Below are 17,133 nucleotides of genomic sequence, written 5' to 3'. Positions count from 1 at the left end.
ATTTGAAACTTTTTCTGCACAACCTATGCGGCGGTGCAAAATGGTGCCAAATGGTGCCAAATGGGGCGAAATCGCCTCAATTCGGCGGGTTTTTCTGGATTTTGAGCCCCTTATCGGGAAGAAAAAACAAAAAAACATATCCATGAGGCGAGCAGAATGAACCTCAGAATAATTGTATTGGGCGCAACCGCGCTGTTTTTGGCGATTCCTGGCGTCGGATTCTCGCAATCCCCGACGCCGTTCCCTGATTTTCAGGCCAAACGACTCAAGGCACCGCCAAAAGGCAGCCGCCCCAAGATCACGGTGCAGATCGACCCGACTCAGCAGGTGCGCCCAGCCAAGGCCAAACCGGCCGAGGATGCGCCTGAGACACCAACACCGGGCGCGCCAGGGAAATACGCCTGGTTCTGGGACAAGATCTCTCCGGATCTGAACAAATCCGGTCCCGGCCGGTTGGAAGAGGCGATGCACACGCTGGCGGCAACCGGCGGCGTGTCGGTGCCACGGCTGCAGTTCATGCAGAACATCGCCAAGGAGCGCGGCATCCCTATTTTGCGCTCAACCGTGGGGACGGATGTGTCCCCGGCGCTGGTCCTGGCCGTCATCGCAGTGGAATCGGCTGGCAAGGCGGACGCAGTCAGCGGGGCAGGGGCCCAGGGTCTGATGCAGCTGATGCCTGCCACCGCAGCCCGCTTTGGTGTCAGCGATAGCCTGGAGCCGGATGAAAACATCGCTGGCGGCGTCAAGTATCTGGATTGGCTGATGGGAGAGTTCGGCCACGACCCGATCATGGTTCTGGCAGGTTATAACGCTGGCGAGGGGTCGGTCAGGCAACATCAAGGCGTGCCGCCTTTTCCCGAAACGCGGGATTATGTGCCCAAAGTGCTGGCGGCGTTTCAGGTAGCCAGCGGGCTATGTGCTACGCCGCCACAGTTGATCTCGGATGGCTGTGTGTTCACTGGTATGAACTAAAGGGCATCTCGGACCGCCAAATAGAAAAGGCCCGCCGAAAACGGCGGGCCTTTGTGATTCCATGTTGGGATGATCAGTTGACGATGGTCGCCTGAGTCGCCGCGCGCAACTCGTCTTCGGTCACGCCGTCGGCGGTTTCCACGATTTTCAGGCCACCCTCGACCACGTCTAGGACGCCCAAGTTGGTGATGATGCGGTCGACCACCGATTTGCCGGTCAGTGGCAGGGTGCATTCCTTCAGCACCTTGCTGTCGCCGTGCTTGTTGGTGTGGTCCATGACGACAACCACGCGGCCAACACCAGCGACCAGGTCCATCGCGCCGCCCATGCCCTTGACCAGCTTGCCGGGAATCATCCAGTTCGCCAGATCGCCGTTTTCAGCCACTTCCATCGCGCCCAGGATCGCCATGGCGATCTTGCCGCCGCGGATCATCGCAAACGACTGCGCACTGTCAAAATACGCGGTCTGGGGCAGTTCGGTGATAGTTTGCTTGCCTGCGTTGATCAGGTCGGCATCCTCTTCACCCTCGATGGGGAAGGGGCCCATGCCCAGCATGCCGTTTTCCGACTGCAGGGTTACTTCGACACCCTCGGGGATGTAGTTCGACACCAGCGTCGGAATGCCGATGCCAAGGTTCACGTACCAGCCGTCCTGCAGCTCCTGTGCCGCGCGGGCGGCCATTTGATTACGGTCCCATGCCATGTTGCGGTCTCCTTATGCTGCCGGGCGCGTGGTGCGCTGTTCGATGCGTTTCTCGTGATCGCCCTGGATGATGCGATGCACATAAATGCCGGGCAGGTGGATCGAATCCGGGTCCAGCGAGCCAGTGGGCACGATTTCCTCGACCTCAACGACACAGACCTTGCCACAGGTGGCAGCAGGCGCGTTGAAGTTGCGCGCGGTCTTGCGGAACACCAGGTTGCCGGTTTCATCCGCTTTCCACGCCTTGACGATGGCCAGATCGGCAAAGAGGCCCTCTTCCATGATGTAGTCTTCCATCGCACCATCTGGGCCGGTGGGGAATTGCTTCTCCATCTTGCCGTCGGCGATCACGGTGCCCACGCCGGTCTTGGTAAAGAAGCCCGGGATGCCTGCGCCACCGGCGCGCATACGCTCGGCCAGGGTGCCCTGCGGGTTGAACTCAAGCTCGAGTTCACCGCTCAGATACTGGCGCATGAACTCGGCGTTCTCGCCCACGTATGAGCTGATCATCTTCTTGACCTGTTTGGTCTGCAACAGGATGCCGATGCCGAAATCATCGACGCCCGCGTTGTTGGACGCAAAGGTCAGATCCTTGGTGCCAGCTTCTTTGATGGCGTCGAGCAGCAGCTCGGGAATGCCGCACAGACCGAAGCCGCCGGCGGCGATGAACATGCCGTCGTGCAGCAGCCCGTCGAGCGCCTCGGCGGCGTTGGCGTAAACTTTCTTCATGGAAAACTCCCCCAATGACTTGGTGATGCAGGGGTTTTGCCGCCACGTCACGGTGAAGTCAACAAAGCGCAGGGGGCGCTGGTATTTCTACCTAAAGCGTTTCCGGGTTTGAGTATGAGAAATTTATCGCAAATGTCCTGAAAGCGCGCCGCGCGGCAAGGTTTTTGCGATTCTTCAGGCCCGAAACGCTTTAATCAAACGGCCGGGTGCGTGACCCGGCCGTCTGTAAACTTCAACTTTCAGCGGCCTTCTTTGTTGCGGCTTTCTTGGTCGTCGTCTTTTTGGCAGCCGCCTTCTTCTTAGGGGCTGCCTTTTTCTTGGAGCCCTTCTTGGCTGCCTTTTCGTTGACCAGCTCAACCGCCATCTCGACCGTCACATCCTCGGGCTTGGTCTCCTTGGGCAGGGTCGCGTTGACCTTCTCCCACTTCACATAAGGACCATAGCGCCCTTCATAAACGGCCATGACGCCGCCATCAGGGTGCTCGCCCAGCTCACGCAGGGGCTTGGCCGCTGTGCCACGTCCGCGGCCCGGATTGGCGCGCTTGTCAGCCAAAAGCTGCACGGCGTGGTTCATGCCGATGTCGAACATCTCTTCCCAGGTTTTGACGTTCACATAGGTCGGCTTTTCTGCGTCCGGCAACTTGTGCATGATATAGGGGCCAAACCGGCCCAGATTGGCGCTGATCTTGCCACCCTCGGGGTGGTCGCCCACATGGCGCGGCAGACTGAGCAGTTTCAGCGCCTGTTCGAATGTGGTGTTCTCCTTGGGCCAGCCGCCATGACGTACCTGCGGCAGAGAACTGCGCTTGGGCCGCTTGTTCTCGGGCGTTGCCTCGCCGCGCTGCACATACGGGCCAAAGCGTCCGTCCTTGAGCCAGATTTCGTCGCCTTCATCCGTGCCTAGCAGTTTCTCTTCGCCCTGCGCGCCTTCGCCCGCGATGGGACGCGTATAATTGCACTCAGGATAGTTGCCACAGCCCACAAAGCCGCCGGTGCGAGAGGTTTTCAGGTGCAACTGACCGGTGCCACACTTGGGGCAGACACGCGGGTCGGTGCCATCTTCACGCGGCGGATACAGCTGCGGGGCCAGCGCCTCATCGAGCTTGTCCAACACCTCGGAAATCCGCAGCTCGGATGTCTCACCAATCGCGGCCGAAAAATCGCGCCAGAATTTGCTGAGCAGCTCTTTATAGTCGCCGTCGCCCGCGCTGACGTGGTCCAGCTGGCTTTCCAGGTTCGCGGTGAACTCGTACCCCACATAGTTGCGGAAAAAATTCAGCAGGAAGATCGTGACGATCCGGCCCTTTTCTTCGGGAATCAGGCGGTTCTTGTCCTTGCGGACATATTCGCGGTCCTGAATCGTGGTCACGATCGACGCATAGGTCGACGGACGCCCGATGCCGAGCTCCTCCATCCGTTTGACCAGAGTGGCTTCGGTATAGCGCGGCGGGGGCTGTGTGTGGTGCTGCAGCGCCAGCACCGCTTCATTCTTGGCCAGGATCGCCTCTTTCGCGATCTTGGCCCCTTCGGTTACCTGCGCCTCGCCGGTGGCCTTGGCAAACTGATCCGCCAGAGAGGTCTTGGCAAAGACCGCCGGTTCGCCCTGCATCACTTGCGGCAGACGCTTGTCATCCTCGTCCGCTACATCATCGCGGCCCTCTTCATAGACGCGCATGAACCCGTCAAACAGCACGACTTGACCAGTAGCCCGCAGACCAACCTGGCCATCGTCACTGCCAACCTCAACCGTGGTGCGTTCCAGCCGCGCTGCCGCCATCTGGCAGGCAATCGTCCGTTTCCAGATCAGATCATAGAGCTTGCGCTGATCATCTTCGATTCTCAGCTGCGAGGCGTCCTTGGTCATATCCGTGGGCCGGATACATTCGTGCGCCTCTTGTGCGTTCTTGGCCTTGTTCTTGTACATGCGCGGACTGTCGGGCACGTACTCTGCGCCATAGCGATCCGCGATCGCGTCGCGTGCGGCAGTCACAGCCTCGGGCGCCATGTCGATGCCGTCGGTCCGCATATAAGTAATGTAACCCGCCTCATAGAGACGCTGCGCCGTGCTCATGGTCTGACGCGCGCCCATGCCGAACTTGCGGCTGGCCTCTTGCTGCAAGGTCGAGGTCATGAAAGGCGCCGAAGGGTTGCGGTTGGCAGGCTTGGCCTCGACCGACTGCACGCTCAGCGCGCGAGAGGTGATCGCCTGCACCGCCAATTCGGCCTGAGTGGCGTTGGTCAGGTCCATCTTGTCAAGTTTGTTGCCCGCCAGTTTGACCAACCGCGCCTCATACGTCTGACCGCGCGGCGTGTCGAACAGCGCCTTGACCGACCAGTACTCCACCGGCTTGAAGGCCTCGATCTCCATCTCGCGTTCGACGATCAGGCGCAGACAGACTGACTGCACGCGGCCCGCAGATTTCGCACCGGGCAGCTTGCGCCACAGAACGGGCGACAGGTTGAACCCCACCAGATAATCCAGCGCACGGCGGGCCAGATAGGCCTCGACCAGGGGCATGTCGACCTGGCGCGGGTTCTGCATCGCCTCGGTCACGGCAGATTTGGTGATCGCGTTGAACACCACGCGGCTGACCGGCGTGTCCTTTTTGATTGACCGGCGCTTGGTCAGCGCCTCTTGCAGGTGCCAGCTGATCGCCTCGCCTTCGCGGTCGGGGTCGGTCGCGAGGATCAGTTCGTTGTCTTCTTTCAGCGCATCGGCAATGGCTTTGACATGTTTGCGGCTGTCGTTCCCGACCTCCCATTTCATGTCAAACTCATTGTCTGTATCGACCGATCCATCCTTGGGCGGCAGGTCGCGAACGTGACCGTACGAGGCTAAGACGGTGTAGTTGGAGCCAAGATACTTGTTGATCGTTTTGGCCTTGGCTGGCGATTCTACAACAACTACGGGCATTTAGGGGCAAACCTCATTAAGCGGATACGGCGCGTTCTATGGCCGGGCAAGATGTGGGGTGCAAGGGCCGATTGTCAATCCGTGCCGTTTCGGCGCAGGATTGACGAAGCGTTTTGGATACAGGGGGTAGGGATGCGTACGGTTTGGGCAGCTGTGATATGGGCACTGCTGGCGGCGTCAGCTCAGGCCTGGACGGAACCCGCACGCGGCAGTCAAACCCGCAGCGATTTGATGAGTGCCGTGCGCCCGCTGGTCGAATGGCAGTTGGGCGCACCGGTGCAATTTGTGGTGAACGAACTGCGGGCCGAAGGCGATGTCGCCTACTGGTCGCTATCGCCGCAAAGACCGGGTGGCGCGGCGATCGACCTGTTTTCCACACCGGCCTATCAGCGGGGCGCGCTGAGTTACGAAGAACTCGATGGTTTGCGATTTCACGTGCTCTACCAGAAATCCGGCACCGTCTGGGTCGCTGTGCAATGGTCAATGGGGGCGACAGACGTTTGGTGGGCGGCGCCGGACTATTGCGCGATCTGGCGCCCAGTGACGCCAGAGGTCTGTCAGGGACTGTAACCGTCAGTGCGCCAATGACAGCAATCCACCTGCCTGTCGGTTGATCTTGCCATCAAGCTCCAGATCCACGAGCGCTGGGCCGACGTCTCCGGCCGAGGCCTGCAGGTCCCGGATCAACTGATCCTCGGCCACAGGCGAGGGGCCCAACCGGTTCAATATCTGGGTGTGCAGTTGCGCGGTCTCCTGCAAGCTGCGTTTTGGAGCAGGGCGCGGGGCCTCTTGCAGGACCTGATCCAGAGCCAATTGCTCGGGTTCCTGCATCGGCAATGCGGCAATCACGTCATCAGCGTTGCGCACAAGCTGCGCCCCGTCGCGGATCAACATGTTACAGCCCGCAGCGCGTGCATCAAAGGGGTGCCCCGGCACCGCCAGAACCTCGCGCCCCTGATCCAGCGCGTCGCGCGCAGTTATGAGACTGCCGGATTTGGCGGCGGCCTCGACCACGACAACGGCCTGAGACATGCCCGAGATGATCCGATTGCGACGTGGAAAATGCCGCGCCTGCAGGCGCATGCCCATCGGTTGCTCGGACACCCGCAGCCCTTGATGCGCAATGTCATTGGCCAAGCCTGCATTCTCGGATGGGTAAACAACGTCGACGCCGCCCGCCATGACGGCCACGGTGCCGGTTTTCAGCGACGCCAAATGCGCCGCTGTATCAATGCCACGTGCCAGCCCCGACACGATGACATTGTCCTTGGCCCCCAGATCATGCGCCAGGGCGCGGGCCATGCGGGCCCCCAACGAACTGCAATTGCGGGCGCCGACCATCGCGATCATCGATCGGTTCAGCAGGGACGTGTCGCCAATCGCCCACAACAGGGGCGGCGCGTCCGAGATGTCGGCCAGAAACTTGGGATACAAAACATCGCCCAGGCACAAAAGCTGCGCTTTGGCAGCCTTTGCGACCTTGAGCTCTGCTTCAATGACACCGGTCGGACAGATTTCATAGTCCTTTTCACCGGCTGCGCGCGCCACTTCGGGCAACGCGGCAAGCGCATTCTGCGCTGTGCCATGTTCGCTCAGAAGTCGCCGAAACGTTGTCGGCCCGACCCGTCGCGAGCGCAAAAGACGGAGCCACGAAAACCGATCCTCTTCCGTGGTGGGTGGGAGTGGGGGGTGATAGGAAGAATGCTGTTCCTCGGTCATCCTGTGCTCCGCCTTGTTGCAACTAAAGGTTTACAGGCGAGGAGGTTAACGCGCGGTGAATCGAATAAAATTTATTCCGTTTCTTTCACGTGTTTTGGGCGCGCCCATGGTTAGTAATTGAAATTACTTAGGAAAATCTTCCGTTGTGGTGGGGTTTGCACGCATGTGCCCGGTCAACACGGTCTCTCCCTGCGATTCGCCGCGGCGAAACGGGTTACTGCATTCACGTATTGACTCATAATACCAATGTACCTAGGTAACACATATGATCCAAAAGCCAGAACGCGTTCAAACCGGCATACGCATCGAAAAACGGTTGTTGAAAGTCCTCAAGGCGCTCGCCGAGCACCTCGACATGTCGTTGGGTGACATGATCGAGGGCATGGCGCTGCACAGTTTTGAGGGGAAACCACCTTTCTCAGCAGAGACGCTTGAGAAAATCGAAAAGCTCAAGAGCGTCTATGACCTGGATTGGACGGCTGCTGACAGTCACATGTTCAAAGAGGAGGACACATGACCCACACCCAAACCTCGGACCTCACGCAGGCGTTTGAAGCGCATGAGATCGACAACACGCAGTTTCGGCACGCCGAGCACGTGCAGGTCGCTTATGAACTGCTGCAGAAATACGATTTCATTGATGCGGCGGCGATCTATGCTAAAGGAATCCGTACCCTGGCCGCCGCCGCTGGGGCGCCGCAGAAGTTCAACCTGACGATAACTTACGCGTTCATGAGCCTGATTGCCGAACGACAGGCCCAATCACACAACGGCGGATTTGCCGGGTTCGTCTCTGCGAACCCCGATCTGATGTGCAAGGACGTTCTGGCACAGTGGTACGACACGGCACGTCTAACCTCGGATACCGCGCGCAATGTGTTCCTGATGCCGGAACCGGCATCCAACATGCGCGCGGCTTAGGGTCAGGCCGCAGAGCCGCCCACGGTCAGCCCGTCCATCAAAACGGTGGGCTGGCCCACGCCAACAGGCACCCATTGGCCGTCCTTGCCGCAGTTGCCCATGCCGGGGTCCAGCGCCATGTCGTTGCCCAAGCCCCGGATACGCTTAAGGGCCGAGGCGCCATCCCCGATCAGGGTCGCACCCTTCACAGGTGCGCCGATCTTGCCATTCTCAACCCGGTAGGCTTCGGTGCAGGAGAAGACAAACTTGCCGTTGGTGATGTCCACTTGACCGCCGCCAAAGCCCACGGCCCAGATGCCATCCTTGATCTGCGCCACCAGATCGGCTGGGTCTGCATCGCCGCCTAACATATATGTATTGGTCATCCGCGGCATCGGCTTGTGCGCATAGCTCTGCCGCCGCCCGTTGCCTGTGGGGTCCACCCCCATCAGTCGCGCGTTCTGCCGGTCCTGCATATAGCCAACCAGAATGCCGTCCTCGATCAGCGTGGTCTTGTGCGACGGCGTGCCTTCGTCATCCACGGTGATCGACCCGCGCCTGTCCGGGATGGTGCCATCGTCCAGAACGGTCACACCCTTGGCGGCCACCTGCTGTCCCATCAGTCCTGCAAAAGCCGAGCTGCCCTTGCGGTTGAAATCCCCCTCAAGCCCGTGACCGATGGCTTCGTGCAGTAGGATGCCGGGCCAACCGGGGCCAAGCGCCACCTCCATCACACCCGCAGGGGCGGGCACGGCCTCAAGGTTCACCAGGGCGACCCGCAATGCTTCGCGCGCTTTGGCCTGCCAATCCACCGGATCAATCAACCCGTCCAGGCCCACACGACCGCCACCGCCAGCACTGCCAGATTCACGGCGGCCGTTTTGTTCCACGATCACGGACACATTCACGCGGGTCATCGGACGCACATCGCGCACATGCACCCCATCGGGGCGCAGGATCTCGACCTCTTGCAGGGATGCCCCCAACGAGGCCGAGACCTGAACCACCCGCGAATCCAGATCGCGGGCAAAGGCGTCGATCTCGCGCAGCGTCTCGATCTTGACCGGAAATGAGGCGGATTCGATCGGATCTGCGTCCGTATAGAGATGCGTGTTGGTGCGGGCAGGGGCCTCGGCCAGGGTGCCACCCCCAGCCCCAACCGCAAGGCGCGCGGTCTCTGCGGCGCGCTTCATCGCCGCGATCGACACCTCGGTCGAGTGGGCATAGCCGGTCACGTCACCCTGCACAGCGCGCAACCCGAACCCTTCGGAAGCATCATAAGACGCCGACCGCAGCCGCCCGTCATCAAACACGAGAGATTCGGATTTGCGCCGCTCGACAAAGACTTCTCCGTCGTCGGCCCCATCGGTTGCCCCTTGCAGGACAGACAGGGCGTCATCCATGGGAAGAACGGTTTCAAAAGGTCGAAAGGTGTCCTGGGACATGGGCGGGGCCTCGTTCATTTGATCCAGATCAAAAATAGCGTCTGTTTGACGCAAGCATTTTGCTTTATCTGCCACCCGGAATATGATTTTTAGCGTCGACAAAGACAATGGGACCGGTGCGTTTTGATTCACCGTGCCCCGTCAGGGACAAAAAGATCAAACGATCAGGACACGAAATGAAAAACCTTTTCACGCTTACGGGGCTGTTTGCCACACTTCTCAGCCTGCCCGCCGCGGCGCAAGATCTGGAAATCATCGGCAAGCCAGTCGACGGCGCCATGGGCTTTCAGCCCGCAGCAACCGGTCTGGCTTCTGAGCTTCACAGCCTGGACAACCTTCTTCTGATCATCATCACAGTGATCTGTGTGTTTGTGGCGGGTCTGATCCTCTACGTGATCCTGCGCTTCAACCGTCGCGCCAACCCGAACCCCTCGTCGTTCACCCACAACACCCCGATCGAGATTCTGTGGACGGTTGGTCCGATCTTGATTCTGGTCTTCATTGGCGCGTTCAGCCTGCCGGTGCTGTTCAACCAGCAGGAAATCCCCGAAGGTGACATCACCATCAAGGTGACAGGCTACCAGTGGTACTGGGGTTATGAGTATGTCGATCACGAGTTCGGTTTTGAGAGCTTCATGCTGGGCCGCGAAGGTCTGGAAGCTGCCGGTTACAGCCAGGATGAATACCTGCTGGCCACCGACACCGCCGTTGTCGTGCCCGTTGGCAAGACCATCGTGATGCAGGTGACCGGTGCGGACGTGATCCACTCGTGGACGATCCCGGCGTTTGGCGTGAAACAGGACGCGGTTCCCGGTCGTCTGGCCGAACTGTGGTTCAATGCCGACAAAGAAGGCATCTATTTCGGTCAGTGTTCGGAACTCTGCGGCAAAGACCACGCCTATATGCCGATCACCGTCAAAGTCGTCAGCCAAGAGGCCTATGACGAATGGCTGAAAGGCGCGATCGAAGAGTATGCGGGCGTTCCGCAGGCCTATCAGGTCGCCTCGAACTAAGTCGGATGGGGTGTGGGTGACACACCCCGACGCACCCGAACGTGACAAGTAAGGTGCGCCACGCGGCGCATTTTTCGCCCCCGAAGGACCCAAGATGACCGACGCAAGCATCAACGCCAGCACACAGAGCCAGTCAAAGGCTTATGAGGACGAGGCCAGCTTTGGCGATTACTTCTCGCTGCTCAAGCCGCGCGTGATGTCTCTGGTCGTGTTCACGGCCTTTGTTGGCCTGGTGGCGGCACCCGTATCGGTGCACCCGGTCATCGGCTTCTGCGCCATCCTGTTCATTGCCATTGGCGGCGGCGCATCCGGCGCGCTGAACATGTGGTGGGATGCGGACATCGACCGCGTGATGAAACGCACCAAGGGCCGCCCGATCCCGTCGGGCAAAGTGCAGGAAGGCGAGGCGCTGAGCCTTGGTCTGGCGCTGTCGGGCCTGTCGGTGGTCATGCTGGCCCTGGCTGCAAATGTGTTTGCCGGTTTGTTCCTGGCCTTCACCATCTTCTTTTACGTCGTCATCTACACGATGTGGCTCAAGCGTTCGACGCCGCAGAACATCGTGATCGGCGGCGCGGCGGGTGCATTCCCGCCCGTGATCGGCTGGATCGCGGCGACTGGTACCATGTCGGTCGAGCCCTGGCTGATGTTTGCCCTGACCTTCATGTGGACCCCGCCGCATTTCTGGGCGCTGGCGCTGTTCATGCGCTCGGACTATGACGACGCAGGCGTGCCGATGCTGACCGTGACCCACGGTCGCCGCTCTACCCGGGTACACATCCTGGTCTACACCATCCTGCTGGCCTTGCTGGCCGTTGGCACGGCGTTTTCGGACATCGGTGGTCCGACCTACCTTGTGGTCGCGGCGGTCCTGAATGTCATGTTCCTTCACGGCGCCTGGAAGATCTCGCGCCGCAACGAGGACGACTCCGAGGCCGACAATTTCAAGGTCGAGCGCAGCTTCTTCAAACTGTCTCTGCTTTACCTGTTCCTGCACTTTGGTGCGATCTTGGCCGAGGCCGTCCTGAAACCCTATGGTCTGGGAGGCTGGTCATGAGCCTGCGCAAAGAGCATGAACTGCACGGCCGCCGCTTTGGCCGTAACCTGGGCGTGGGCCTCACGCTGGCTGCCTTCATCGTGATCGTGTTCAGCCTGACCATCGTCAAGGTCTCGCGCGGCGATTTCCAGATGGTCCCCAACACCGAGGTGCAGAACTGATGGCGATGAGCGGTCCCCAGAAAACGGTGATGCAGACCGTCGGCGTGGTTATCCTGATGGGCGGCCTGGCTTGGGCGTCGGTGCCGTTCTACGACTGGTTCTGCCGGGTCACCGGTTTTGGCGGTGTCACCGGCGTGGCCGAAACCGGCTCGGACACCATCCTGGACAAAACCATCAAGGTGCGTTTCGACGCCTCAAAAGACCGCGACATGCCGTGGGAGTTCAAGCCGGTTGAACGCACCATGGAGGTGCGCATCGGCGAGACCGGGCTCGCGTTTTACGAGGCCTACAACCCCACCGACCGCCCCGTGGCCGGGCAGGCGTCCTACAATGTGACGCCCTATGCTGCCGGTGGATATTTTGACAAGATTCAGTGCTTCTGCTTCGAGGAGCAGGTGCTGCAACCGGGTGAACGGGTGCAAATGCCCGTGACCTTCTTTGTCGATCCCGAGATTGTCGAGGATCGAGAGGGCAAATATGTGCATACGATCACGCTGTCGTATACATTCCACGAAATTGATCTGCCCGAGGGCTATGCCGCCCTTGATACAAAAGCAGACAATCAAACGAACTAAGCCGCTAGGTGAGGGACACTGAAATGGCACACGCTAAAAACCACGATTACCACATTCTACCGCCATCGATCCTGCCTTTGCTGGGTGCGATCGGTGGCTTTATCATGCTGTTCGGCGCTGTGCTGTGGATGCATGGCATCACGCCCTACATGTTCTGGGGCGGCCTGGTTCTGGTGCTCTACACCATGTACGACTGGTGGTCCAAAGTGGTGCAGGAAAGCCGTATCGGCGATCACACCAAAGTGGTTCGCATCGGCCTGCGCTATGGCTTCATCCTGTTTGTCATGTCCGAAATCATGTTCTTCTTCGCGTGGTTCTGGTCGTTCTTCAAACATGCGATGTATCCGATGCAGGAATACACCGGCACCGAATACGTCCAGCCTGACATCCACGTGGTTGACGCCTTCCACCTGCCGCTGATCAACACCGTTGTTCTGCTGCTGTCGGGTTGCGCCGTCACCTGGGCGCACCACGCTCTGGCGCACGACAACGACCGCAAGGGCCTGATCCAGGGTCTGGCCATCGGGATCGTTCTGGGCGTCTTCTTCACCTTCCTGCAGGCGTTCGAATACTACGAGCTGCTGGCTCACGAAGGCTGGAAATTCGGCGACGACATCTTCTACTCGAACTTCTTCATGGCCACCGGTTTCCACGGTTTCCACGTTCTGATCGGTACCATCTTCCTGCTGGTCTGCCTGGCGCGCGCTGGCAAGGGTGACTTCACCCCCGAGCAGCACGTCGGCTTTGAGGCCGCTGCCTGGTACTGGCACTTTGTTGACGTTGTATGGCTGTTCCTGTTCTTCGCTGTCTACCTCTGGGGCCAGTCGGTTCTGTAAGAAAGGCGTCGAGCGGTTGCAAAACGGCTGACAACACGTAACAAGCACAGCGCGCGGGGCACATCCCCGGGCGCTGTTTTCAATTCAACCAGTTGGGCAACGCACATCCATGGGCCGTTTCCTTTTTCTGCTGATCATCGTGGCCGCTGGCCTCGGGGTGCTGCTCTATCTGGGCACCTGGCAGGTGCAGCGCCTGGCCTGGAAGGAGGGCGTGCTGGCCGAGATCGAGGCCCGCATCGCCGCCGATCCCGTCGCCGTCCCTGATCAGATCGACCGCGAGCGTGATCGCTATCTGCCTGTCACCGTGACCGGGGAAATGCTGCCGGGCGAAATCCACGTGCTGGTCTCGGTAAAACGCGTTGGCCCCGGATACCGCATCCTGGCCCCGTTTGATGATGGCACCCGCGTGATCATGATCGACCGCGGTTTTGTTCCGCTAGAGGACAAGAACACGCTCCGCGCCATCGGCCCGATGACGATCACCGGAAACCTGCATTGGCCGGACGAGGTCGACGACTATACCCCCGAACCGGACGTCCAGGGAGAGATCTGGTTCGCGCGTGAGGTCGACATGGCCTCGGTCGTTTTGGGCACCGATCCGATCCTTTTGATCGCAAGGTCCAAAACCGACCCGAATGTGACGCCCTTGCCCGTCGACACCAGCGGCATTCCCAACGATCACTTGCAATACGCGGTCACATGGTTTGGCCTGGCCCTTGTCTGGGCCGCCATGAGCGCGTTTTTCCTGTGGCGCACCCGCGCCCGTACAGAGAGCTAGAGAGCGATGAAATACATCTCGACCCGGGGCCAAGCGCCCGAGCTTACATTTGAAGAAGCCATGCTGACCGGCCTGGCGCGCGACGGCGGCCTCTATGTGCCCGCCGAAATTCCGACGATGACCAAGGACGAGATCGCCGACCTTGCGGGCAAATCCTATGAAGAGGTCGCCTATCGCGTGATGCGCCCCTTTGTGGGCGACAGCTTCACGGACGAAGAATTCCGCGATATCATCGACCGCGCCTATGCAGTGTTCGGTCATGACGCCCGCGCGCCTTTGGTGCAGCTCAACGAAAACCACTACCTGCTGGAACTGTTCCACGGGCCCACGCTGGCGTTCAAAGACTTCGCAATGCAGCTGATTGGTCAGCTGTTTCAGGTGGCCCTGAAACGCCGCGGCGACCGTGTGACCATCGTTGGTGCGACCTCGGGCGATACCGGCTCGGCCGCGATGGAAGCCTTCAAGGGGCTGGATGCAGTCGACGTCTTCATCCTGTTCCCCGATGGCCGCGTCTCGGAGGTGCAGCGCCGTCAGATGACCACCCCGCAAGAGGCCAACGTTCACGCGCTGGCGCTGGATGGTGATTTCGACGACTGCCAGGCGGCTGTGAAGGAGATGTTCAACGATTTCGACTTCCGCGATGGCGTCAAACTGGCCGGTGTGAACTCGATCAACATCGCGCGCGTGTTGGCGCAGGTGGTCTATTACTTCACTTCCGCCGTCTCTTTGGGGGCTCCGCACCGCAAGGTCAGCTTTACCGTGCCCACCGGCAACTTTGGCGACATCTTTGCGGGCTACATCGCCAAGCAGATGGGCCTGCCCATCGAGCGTCTGGTCGTGGCTACCAACCAGAACGACATTCTGCACCGCTGCCTGAGCGGGCAGGGCTATCACAAGGGCGAAACCATCCCCTCGATCAGCCCCTCGATGGACATTCAGGTCAGCTCCAACTTCGAGCGCGCTTTGTATTTTGCCTATGGCCGCGACAGCAACGCCGTGGCGCAGCTGATGGACGAATTGAAATCGGGCGGCGGGTTCGAGGTCAGCCAGGGCGCAATGGAAGCCTTGCGCGAGCAATACGACTCGGGCCGCGTCAGCGAAGACGAGACACTGGCGACGATCAAGTCGACACTGGCGTCGAGCGGCGAGCTGCTGTGTCCGCACTCGGCTGTTGGTGTGATGGTGGGCGAGGCACAACGCGACGCCGCCATCCCGATGATCACCCTTGCCACCGCACACCCGGCCAAGTTCCCGGCAGCGGTCGAAGAAGCCAGCGGTGTACATCCACCTCTTCCCTCTCGCATGTCTGATCTATATGAACGCTCGGAACGGATGACCCGCGTTGCCAATGATCTGGGCGTCCTGCAATCCCATATCAAAGAGCATATCGCCAAGTGACAGTAAGACAGGACCAACTGAGCAACGGTTTCCGGATCGTCAGTGAACATATGCCGGGGCTGCAATCGGCCTCGATCGGGATCTGGGTATCCGCCGGTGCCCGCCACGAACGCATCGAGCAGAACGGCATTGCGCATTTCCTTGAACACATGGCGTTCAAGGGCACCAAACGGCGCAGTGCGTTGCAGATCGCCGAGGCGATCGAGGATGTGGGCGGCTATATCAACGCCTACACCTCGCGCGAGGTGACGGCTTACTATGCCCGAGTGCTCAAGGCCGATGTGCCGCTGGCGATGGACGTGATCGGCGACATCGTGATGAACCCGGTCTTTGATCCCAAAGAGATCGAGATCGAGCGCGGCGTGATCCTGCAGGAAATCGGTCAGGCCGCAGACACACCCGACGATGTGATCTTTGACTGGCTACAGGAAGAAAGCTATCGCGATCAGCCTTTGGGCCGGACTATTCTGGGCTCGACCGAGCGGGTGAGCAACTTCACGCGCGAGGATCTGTCTGGTTTTGTTGCCGAGCATTATGGTCCCGAACAGATGATCCTGTCCGCAGCCGGTGCCGTGGATCACGACATGCTGGTCAAAATGGCGACTGAGATGTTTGGCCACCTGAAACCCCGCAAGGGCCTGATCGCGGATGCGGCCCGGTTCACCGGCGGTGAGGCGCGACAGCTCAAGGATCTGGAACAGGCGCATTTTGCGCTCGCCCTGGAAAGCCCCGGCTACCGCGACGACCAGATCTACACCGCGCAGATCTATTCCAGCGCTTTGGGTGGCGGTATGTCGTCCCGTCTGTTCCAGGAAGTCCGCGAAACCCGTGGCCTGTGCTATACCATCTTTGCCCAAACCGGCGCTTATGCCGACACGGGTGCCACCACGATCTATGCCGGCACCTCGGGCGAGCAGGTCGCGGAACTGGCCGGGATCACCATCGACGAGATGAAGCGCGCCGCCGACGATATGTCGGATCAAGAGGTCGCCCGCGCCCGCGCCCAGATGAAGGCGGGGATGTTGATGGGGCTGGAAAGCCCGTCAAACCGCGCCGAACGCCTGGCCCGCCTAGTGCAGATCTGGGACGAGGTGCCCTCGCTCGAGGATACGGTGGCCCGGATCGACGCAGTCTCTCGCGACGACGTGCGCGCCTTTGCCGAGCAGATGGCCGTCCGCGCCCCCGCCGCACTTGCAGTCTATGGCCCGGTCGACGCGGCGCCCTCTCTGCAGGAGTTGCAAGAAAGGCGCGCCGCCTGATGCTTCTGTCCAAGCGCAAGCTGAAGATCGAGACCGAACGTCTGAGCCTGCGCCCGCCGGTGCATTCGGACTTTCGTGAATGGTCTGCCTTGCGCCGGTCAAGCGAAGCCTACCTGACCCCGTGGGAGCCCAGCTGGGCCCCCGACCACCTGACGCGCAAGGCCTTCACCAACCGGGTCTATTGGGCGCAGCGCTCGGTCTCGGGCGGCACTGCGATCCCACTGTTCCTGTTCCGGCGCGAGGACGAGCGCCTGTTGGGTGCCATCACGCTGGACAACATCCGTCGTGGACCTGCACAAGCAGGTACGCTGGGGTACTGGACCGGCCAGGCCTATGCGCGCCAAGGCTACATGCGCGAAGCCATCGGTGCGATGCTGCATTACGCTTTTGCCCGCCTTGACCTCAGCCGGATCGAGGCTGCGTGTTTGCCGGAAAACACGGCCTCTCGCGGGCTACTGGAAAGCTCGGGCTTCAAATACGAAGGCGTGGCGCAGTCTTATCTGCAGATCAACGGGCGGTGGCGGACGCATGTTCTGTATGCATCGTTGCGCAGCGATCGGCGTGGGAAAACGGACGTTGGGTGAGTGTTGAGACGTTGGATAGGGGTTTAACCCCAAACCCCAGAGTATTTGAAAAAGGGTGAAGATAGGGTGACTTGAGGCTCAACTACGCTAAAC

General features: G+C 60.3%; 18 protein-coding genes. 13 read left to right on the top strand and 5 right to left on the bottom strand.

All coding sequences use genetic code 11. The features are described 5' to 3' along the window. The first annotated feature begins 156 nt into the window (after positions 1 to 156). Positions 157 to 972: a lytic transglycosylase domain-containing protein gene (locus TRM7615_RS18955; protein ID WP_108790598.1), complete on the top strand. Its 816-nt coding sequence runs from the start codon at positions 157 to 159 to the stop codon at positions 970 to 972. A 73-nt stretch (positions 973 to 1,045) separates the two neighbouring features. Here the strand turns inward: TRM7615_RS18955 and TRM7615_RS18950 are convergent, their stop codons facing one another. The 3 genes from TRM7615_RS18950 to topA all read right to left on the bottom strand — a co-directional run bounded on the left by TRM7615_RS18950 (position 1,046) and on the right by topA (position 5,318). Then, positions 1,046 to 1,675 carry a 3-oxoacid CoA-transferase subunit B gene (locus TRM7615_RS18950; protein ID WP_108790596.1) on the bottom strand — a complete coding sequence of 210 codons (630 nt, stop codon included), beginning with the start codon at positions 1,673 to 1,675 and terminating at the stop codon, positions 1,046 to 1,048. Between the two features lie 12 nt (positions 1,676 to 1,687). Further along, positions 1,688 to 2,404 carry a CoA transferase subunit A gene (locus TRM7615_RS18945; RefSeq protein ID WP_108790594.1) on the bottom strand — a complete coding sequence of 239 codons (717 nt, stop codon included), beginning with the start codon at positions 2,402 to 2,404 and terminating at the stop codon, positions 1,688 to 1,690. Between the two features lie 232 nt (positions 2,405 to 2,636). After that, positions 2,637 to 5,318, bottom strand: a complete 2,682-nt coding sequence (gene topA / locus TRM7615_RS18940; RefSeq protein WP_108790592.1) for a type I DNA topoisomerase — start codon at positions 5,316 to 5,318, stop codon at positions 2,637 to 2,639. Between the two features lie 132 nt (positions 5,319 to 5,450). On the opposite strand from topA, the gene TRM7615_RS18935 reads away from it, so the two are divergent. Beyond that, positions 5,451 to 5,888, top strand: coding sequence for a hypothetical protein (locus tag TRM7615_RS18935; RefSeq protein ID WP_108790590.1), 438 nt, complete (start codon positions 5,451 to 5,453; stop codon positions 5,886 to 5,888). A 3-nt stretch (positions 5,889 to 5,891) separates the two neighbouring features. Here the strand turns inward: TRM7615_RS18935 and dprA are convergent, their stop codons facing one another. Continuing rightward, on the bottom strand, positions 5,892 to 7,037 hold the full coding sequence (gene dprA, locus TRM7615_RS18930; protein ID WP_108790588.1) for a DNA-processing protein DprA: 1,146 nt from the start codon (positions 7,035 to 7,037) through the stop codon (positions 5,892 to 5,894). A 265-nt stretch (positions 7,038 to 7,302) separates the two neighbouring features. Here dprA and TRM7615_RS18925 point away from each other — a divergent pair, with 265 nt between their 5' ends. Then, positions 7,303 to 7,554 carry a hypothetical protein gene (locus tag TRM7615_RS18925; protein WP_108790586.1) on the top strand — a complete coding sequence of 84 codons (252 nt, stop codon included), beginning with the start codon at positions 7,303 to 7,305 and terminating at the stop codon, positions 7,552 to 7,554. Further along, complete coding sequence (locus TRM7615_RS18920; protein WP_108790584.1) at positions 7,551 to 7,958, top strand: hypothetical protein; 408 nt, start codon at positions 7,551 to 7,553, stop codon at positions 7,956 to 7,958. Before TRM7615_RS18925 ends, TRM7615_RS18920 begins: the two co-directional genes overlap by 4 nt. A gap of 2 nt (positions 7,959 to 7,960) precedes the next feature. Here the strand turns inward: TRM7615_RS18920 and tldD are convergent, their stop codons facing one another. Then, positions 7,961 to 9,382, bottom strand: a complete 1,422-nt coding sequence (gene tldD, locus TRM7615_RS18915; protein WP_108790664.1) for a metalloprotease TldD — start codon at positions 9,380 to 9,382, stop codon at positions 7,961 to 7,963. Between the two features lie 176 nt (positions 9,383 to 9,558). On the opposite strand from tldD, the gene coxB reads away from it, so the two are divergent. The 9 genes from coxB to TRM7615_RS18875 all read left to right on the top strand — a co-directional run bounded on the left by coxB (position 9,559) and on the right by TRM7615_RS18875 (position 17,040). Beyond that, the gene (coxB, locus tag TRM7615_RS18910) at positions 9,559 to 10,395 is read left to right on the top strand and encodes a cytochrome c oxidase subunit II (protein WP_108790581.1); all 837 of its coding nucleotides are present in this window, start codon (positions 9,559 to 9,561) and stop codon (positions 10,393 to 10,395) included. Between the two features lie 94 nt (positions 10,396 to 10,489). Then, positions 10,490 to 11,449, top strand: a complete 960-nt coding sequence (cyoE, locus tag TRM7615_RS18905; protein WP_108790564.1) for a heme o synthase — start codon at positions 10,490 to 10,492, stop codon at positions 11,447 to 11,449. Continuing rightward, a complete protein-coding gene (locus TRM7615_RS25610) occupies positions 11,446 to 11,610 on the top strand; it encodes a cytochrome c oxidase system small membrane protein (protein ID WP_165821477.1) in 165 nt (54 codons plus the stop codon). The genes cyoE and TRM7615_RS25610 overlap by 4 nt, the downstream gene beginning before the upstream one ends. Further along, a complete protein-coding gene (locus tag TRM7615_RS18900; RefSeq protein ID WP_108790559.1) occupies positions 11,610 to 12,185 on the top strand; it encodes a cytochrome c oxidase assembly protein in 576 nt (191 codons plus the stop codon). The genes TRM7615_RS25610 and TRM7615_RS18900 overlap by 1 nt, the downstream gene beginning before the upstream one ends. Before the next feature lie 23 nt (positions 12,186 to 12,208). After that, positions 12,209 to 13,021, top strand: coding sequence for a cytochrome c oxidase subunit 3 (locus TRM7615_RS18895; RefSeq protein ID WP_085796563.1), 813 nt, complete (start codon positions 12,209 to 12,211; stop codon positions 13,019 to 13,021). Positions 13,022 to 13,130: 109 nt separating this feature from the next. Beyond that, entirely contained in the window at positions 13,131 to 13,799 is a 669-nt protein-coding gene (locus TRM7615_RS18890; protein WP_108790556.1) for an SURF1 family protein, read from the top strand. 6 nt (positions 13,800 to 13,805) lie between these two features. Next, a complete protein-coding gene (gene thrC / locus TRM7615_RS18885; protein ID WP_108790553.1) occupies positions 13,806 to 15,197 on the top strand; it encodes a threonine synthase in 1,392 nt (463 codons plus the stop codon). Next, positions 15,194 to 16,456, top strand: a complete 1,263-nt coding sequence (locus tag TRM7615_RS18880; protein WP_108790550.1) for a M16 family metallopeptidase — start codon at positions 15,194 to 15,196, stop codon at positions 16,454 to 16,456. The genes thrC and TRM7615_RS18880 overlap by 4 nt, the downstream gene beginning before the upstream one ends. Further along, positions 16,456 to 17,040, top strand: a complete 585-nt coding sequence (locus TRM7615_RS18875) for a GNAT family N-acetyltransferase (RefSeq protein ID WP_108790547.1) — start codon at positions 16,456 to 16,458, stop codon at positions 17,038 to 17,040. Before TRM7615_RS18880 ends, TRM7615_RS18875 begins: the two co-directional genes overlap by 1 nt. The last annotated feature ends 93 nt before the right edge of the window (positions 17,041 to 17,133 follow it).

Source organism: Falsiruegeria mediterranea M17 (genome assembly GCF_900302455.1).
Lineage (GTDB): Bacteria > Pseudomonadota > Alphaproteobacteria > Rhodobacterales > Rhodobacteraceae > Falsiruegeria > Falsiruegeria mediterranea.
Note: the sequence above shows the minus strand (reverse complement) of the source record. Positions and strands in the feature narration are given on the sequence as shown.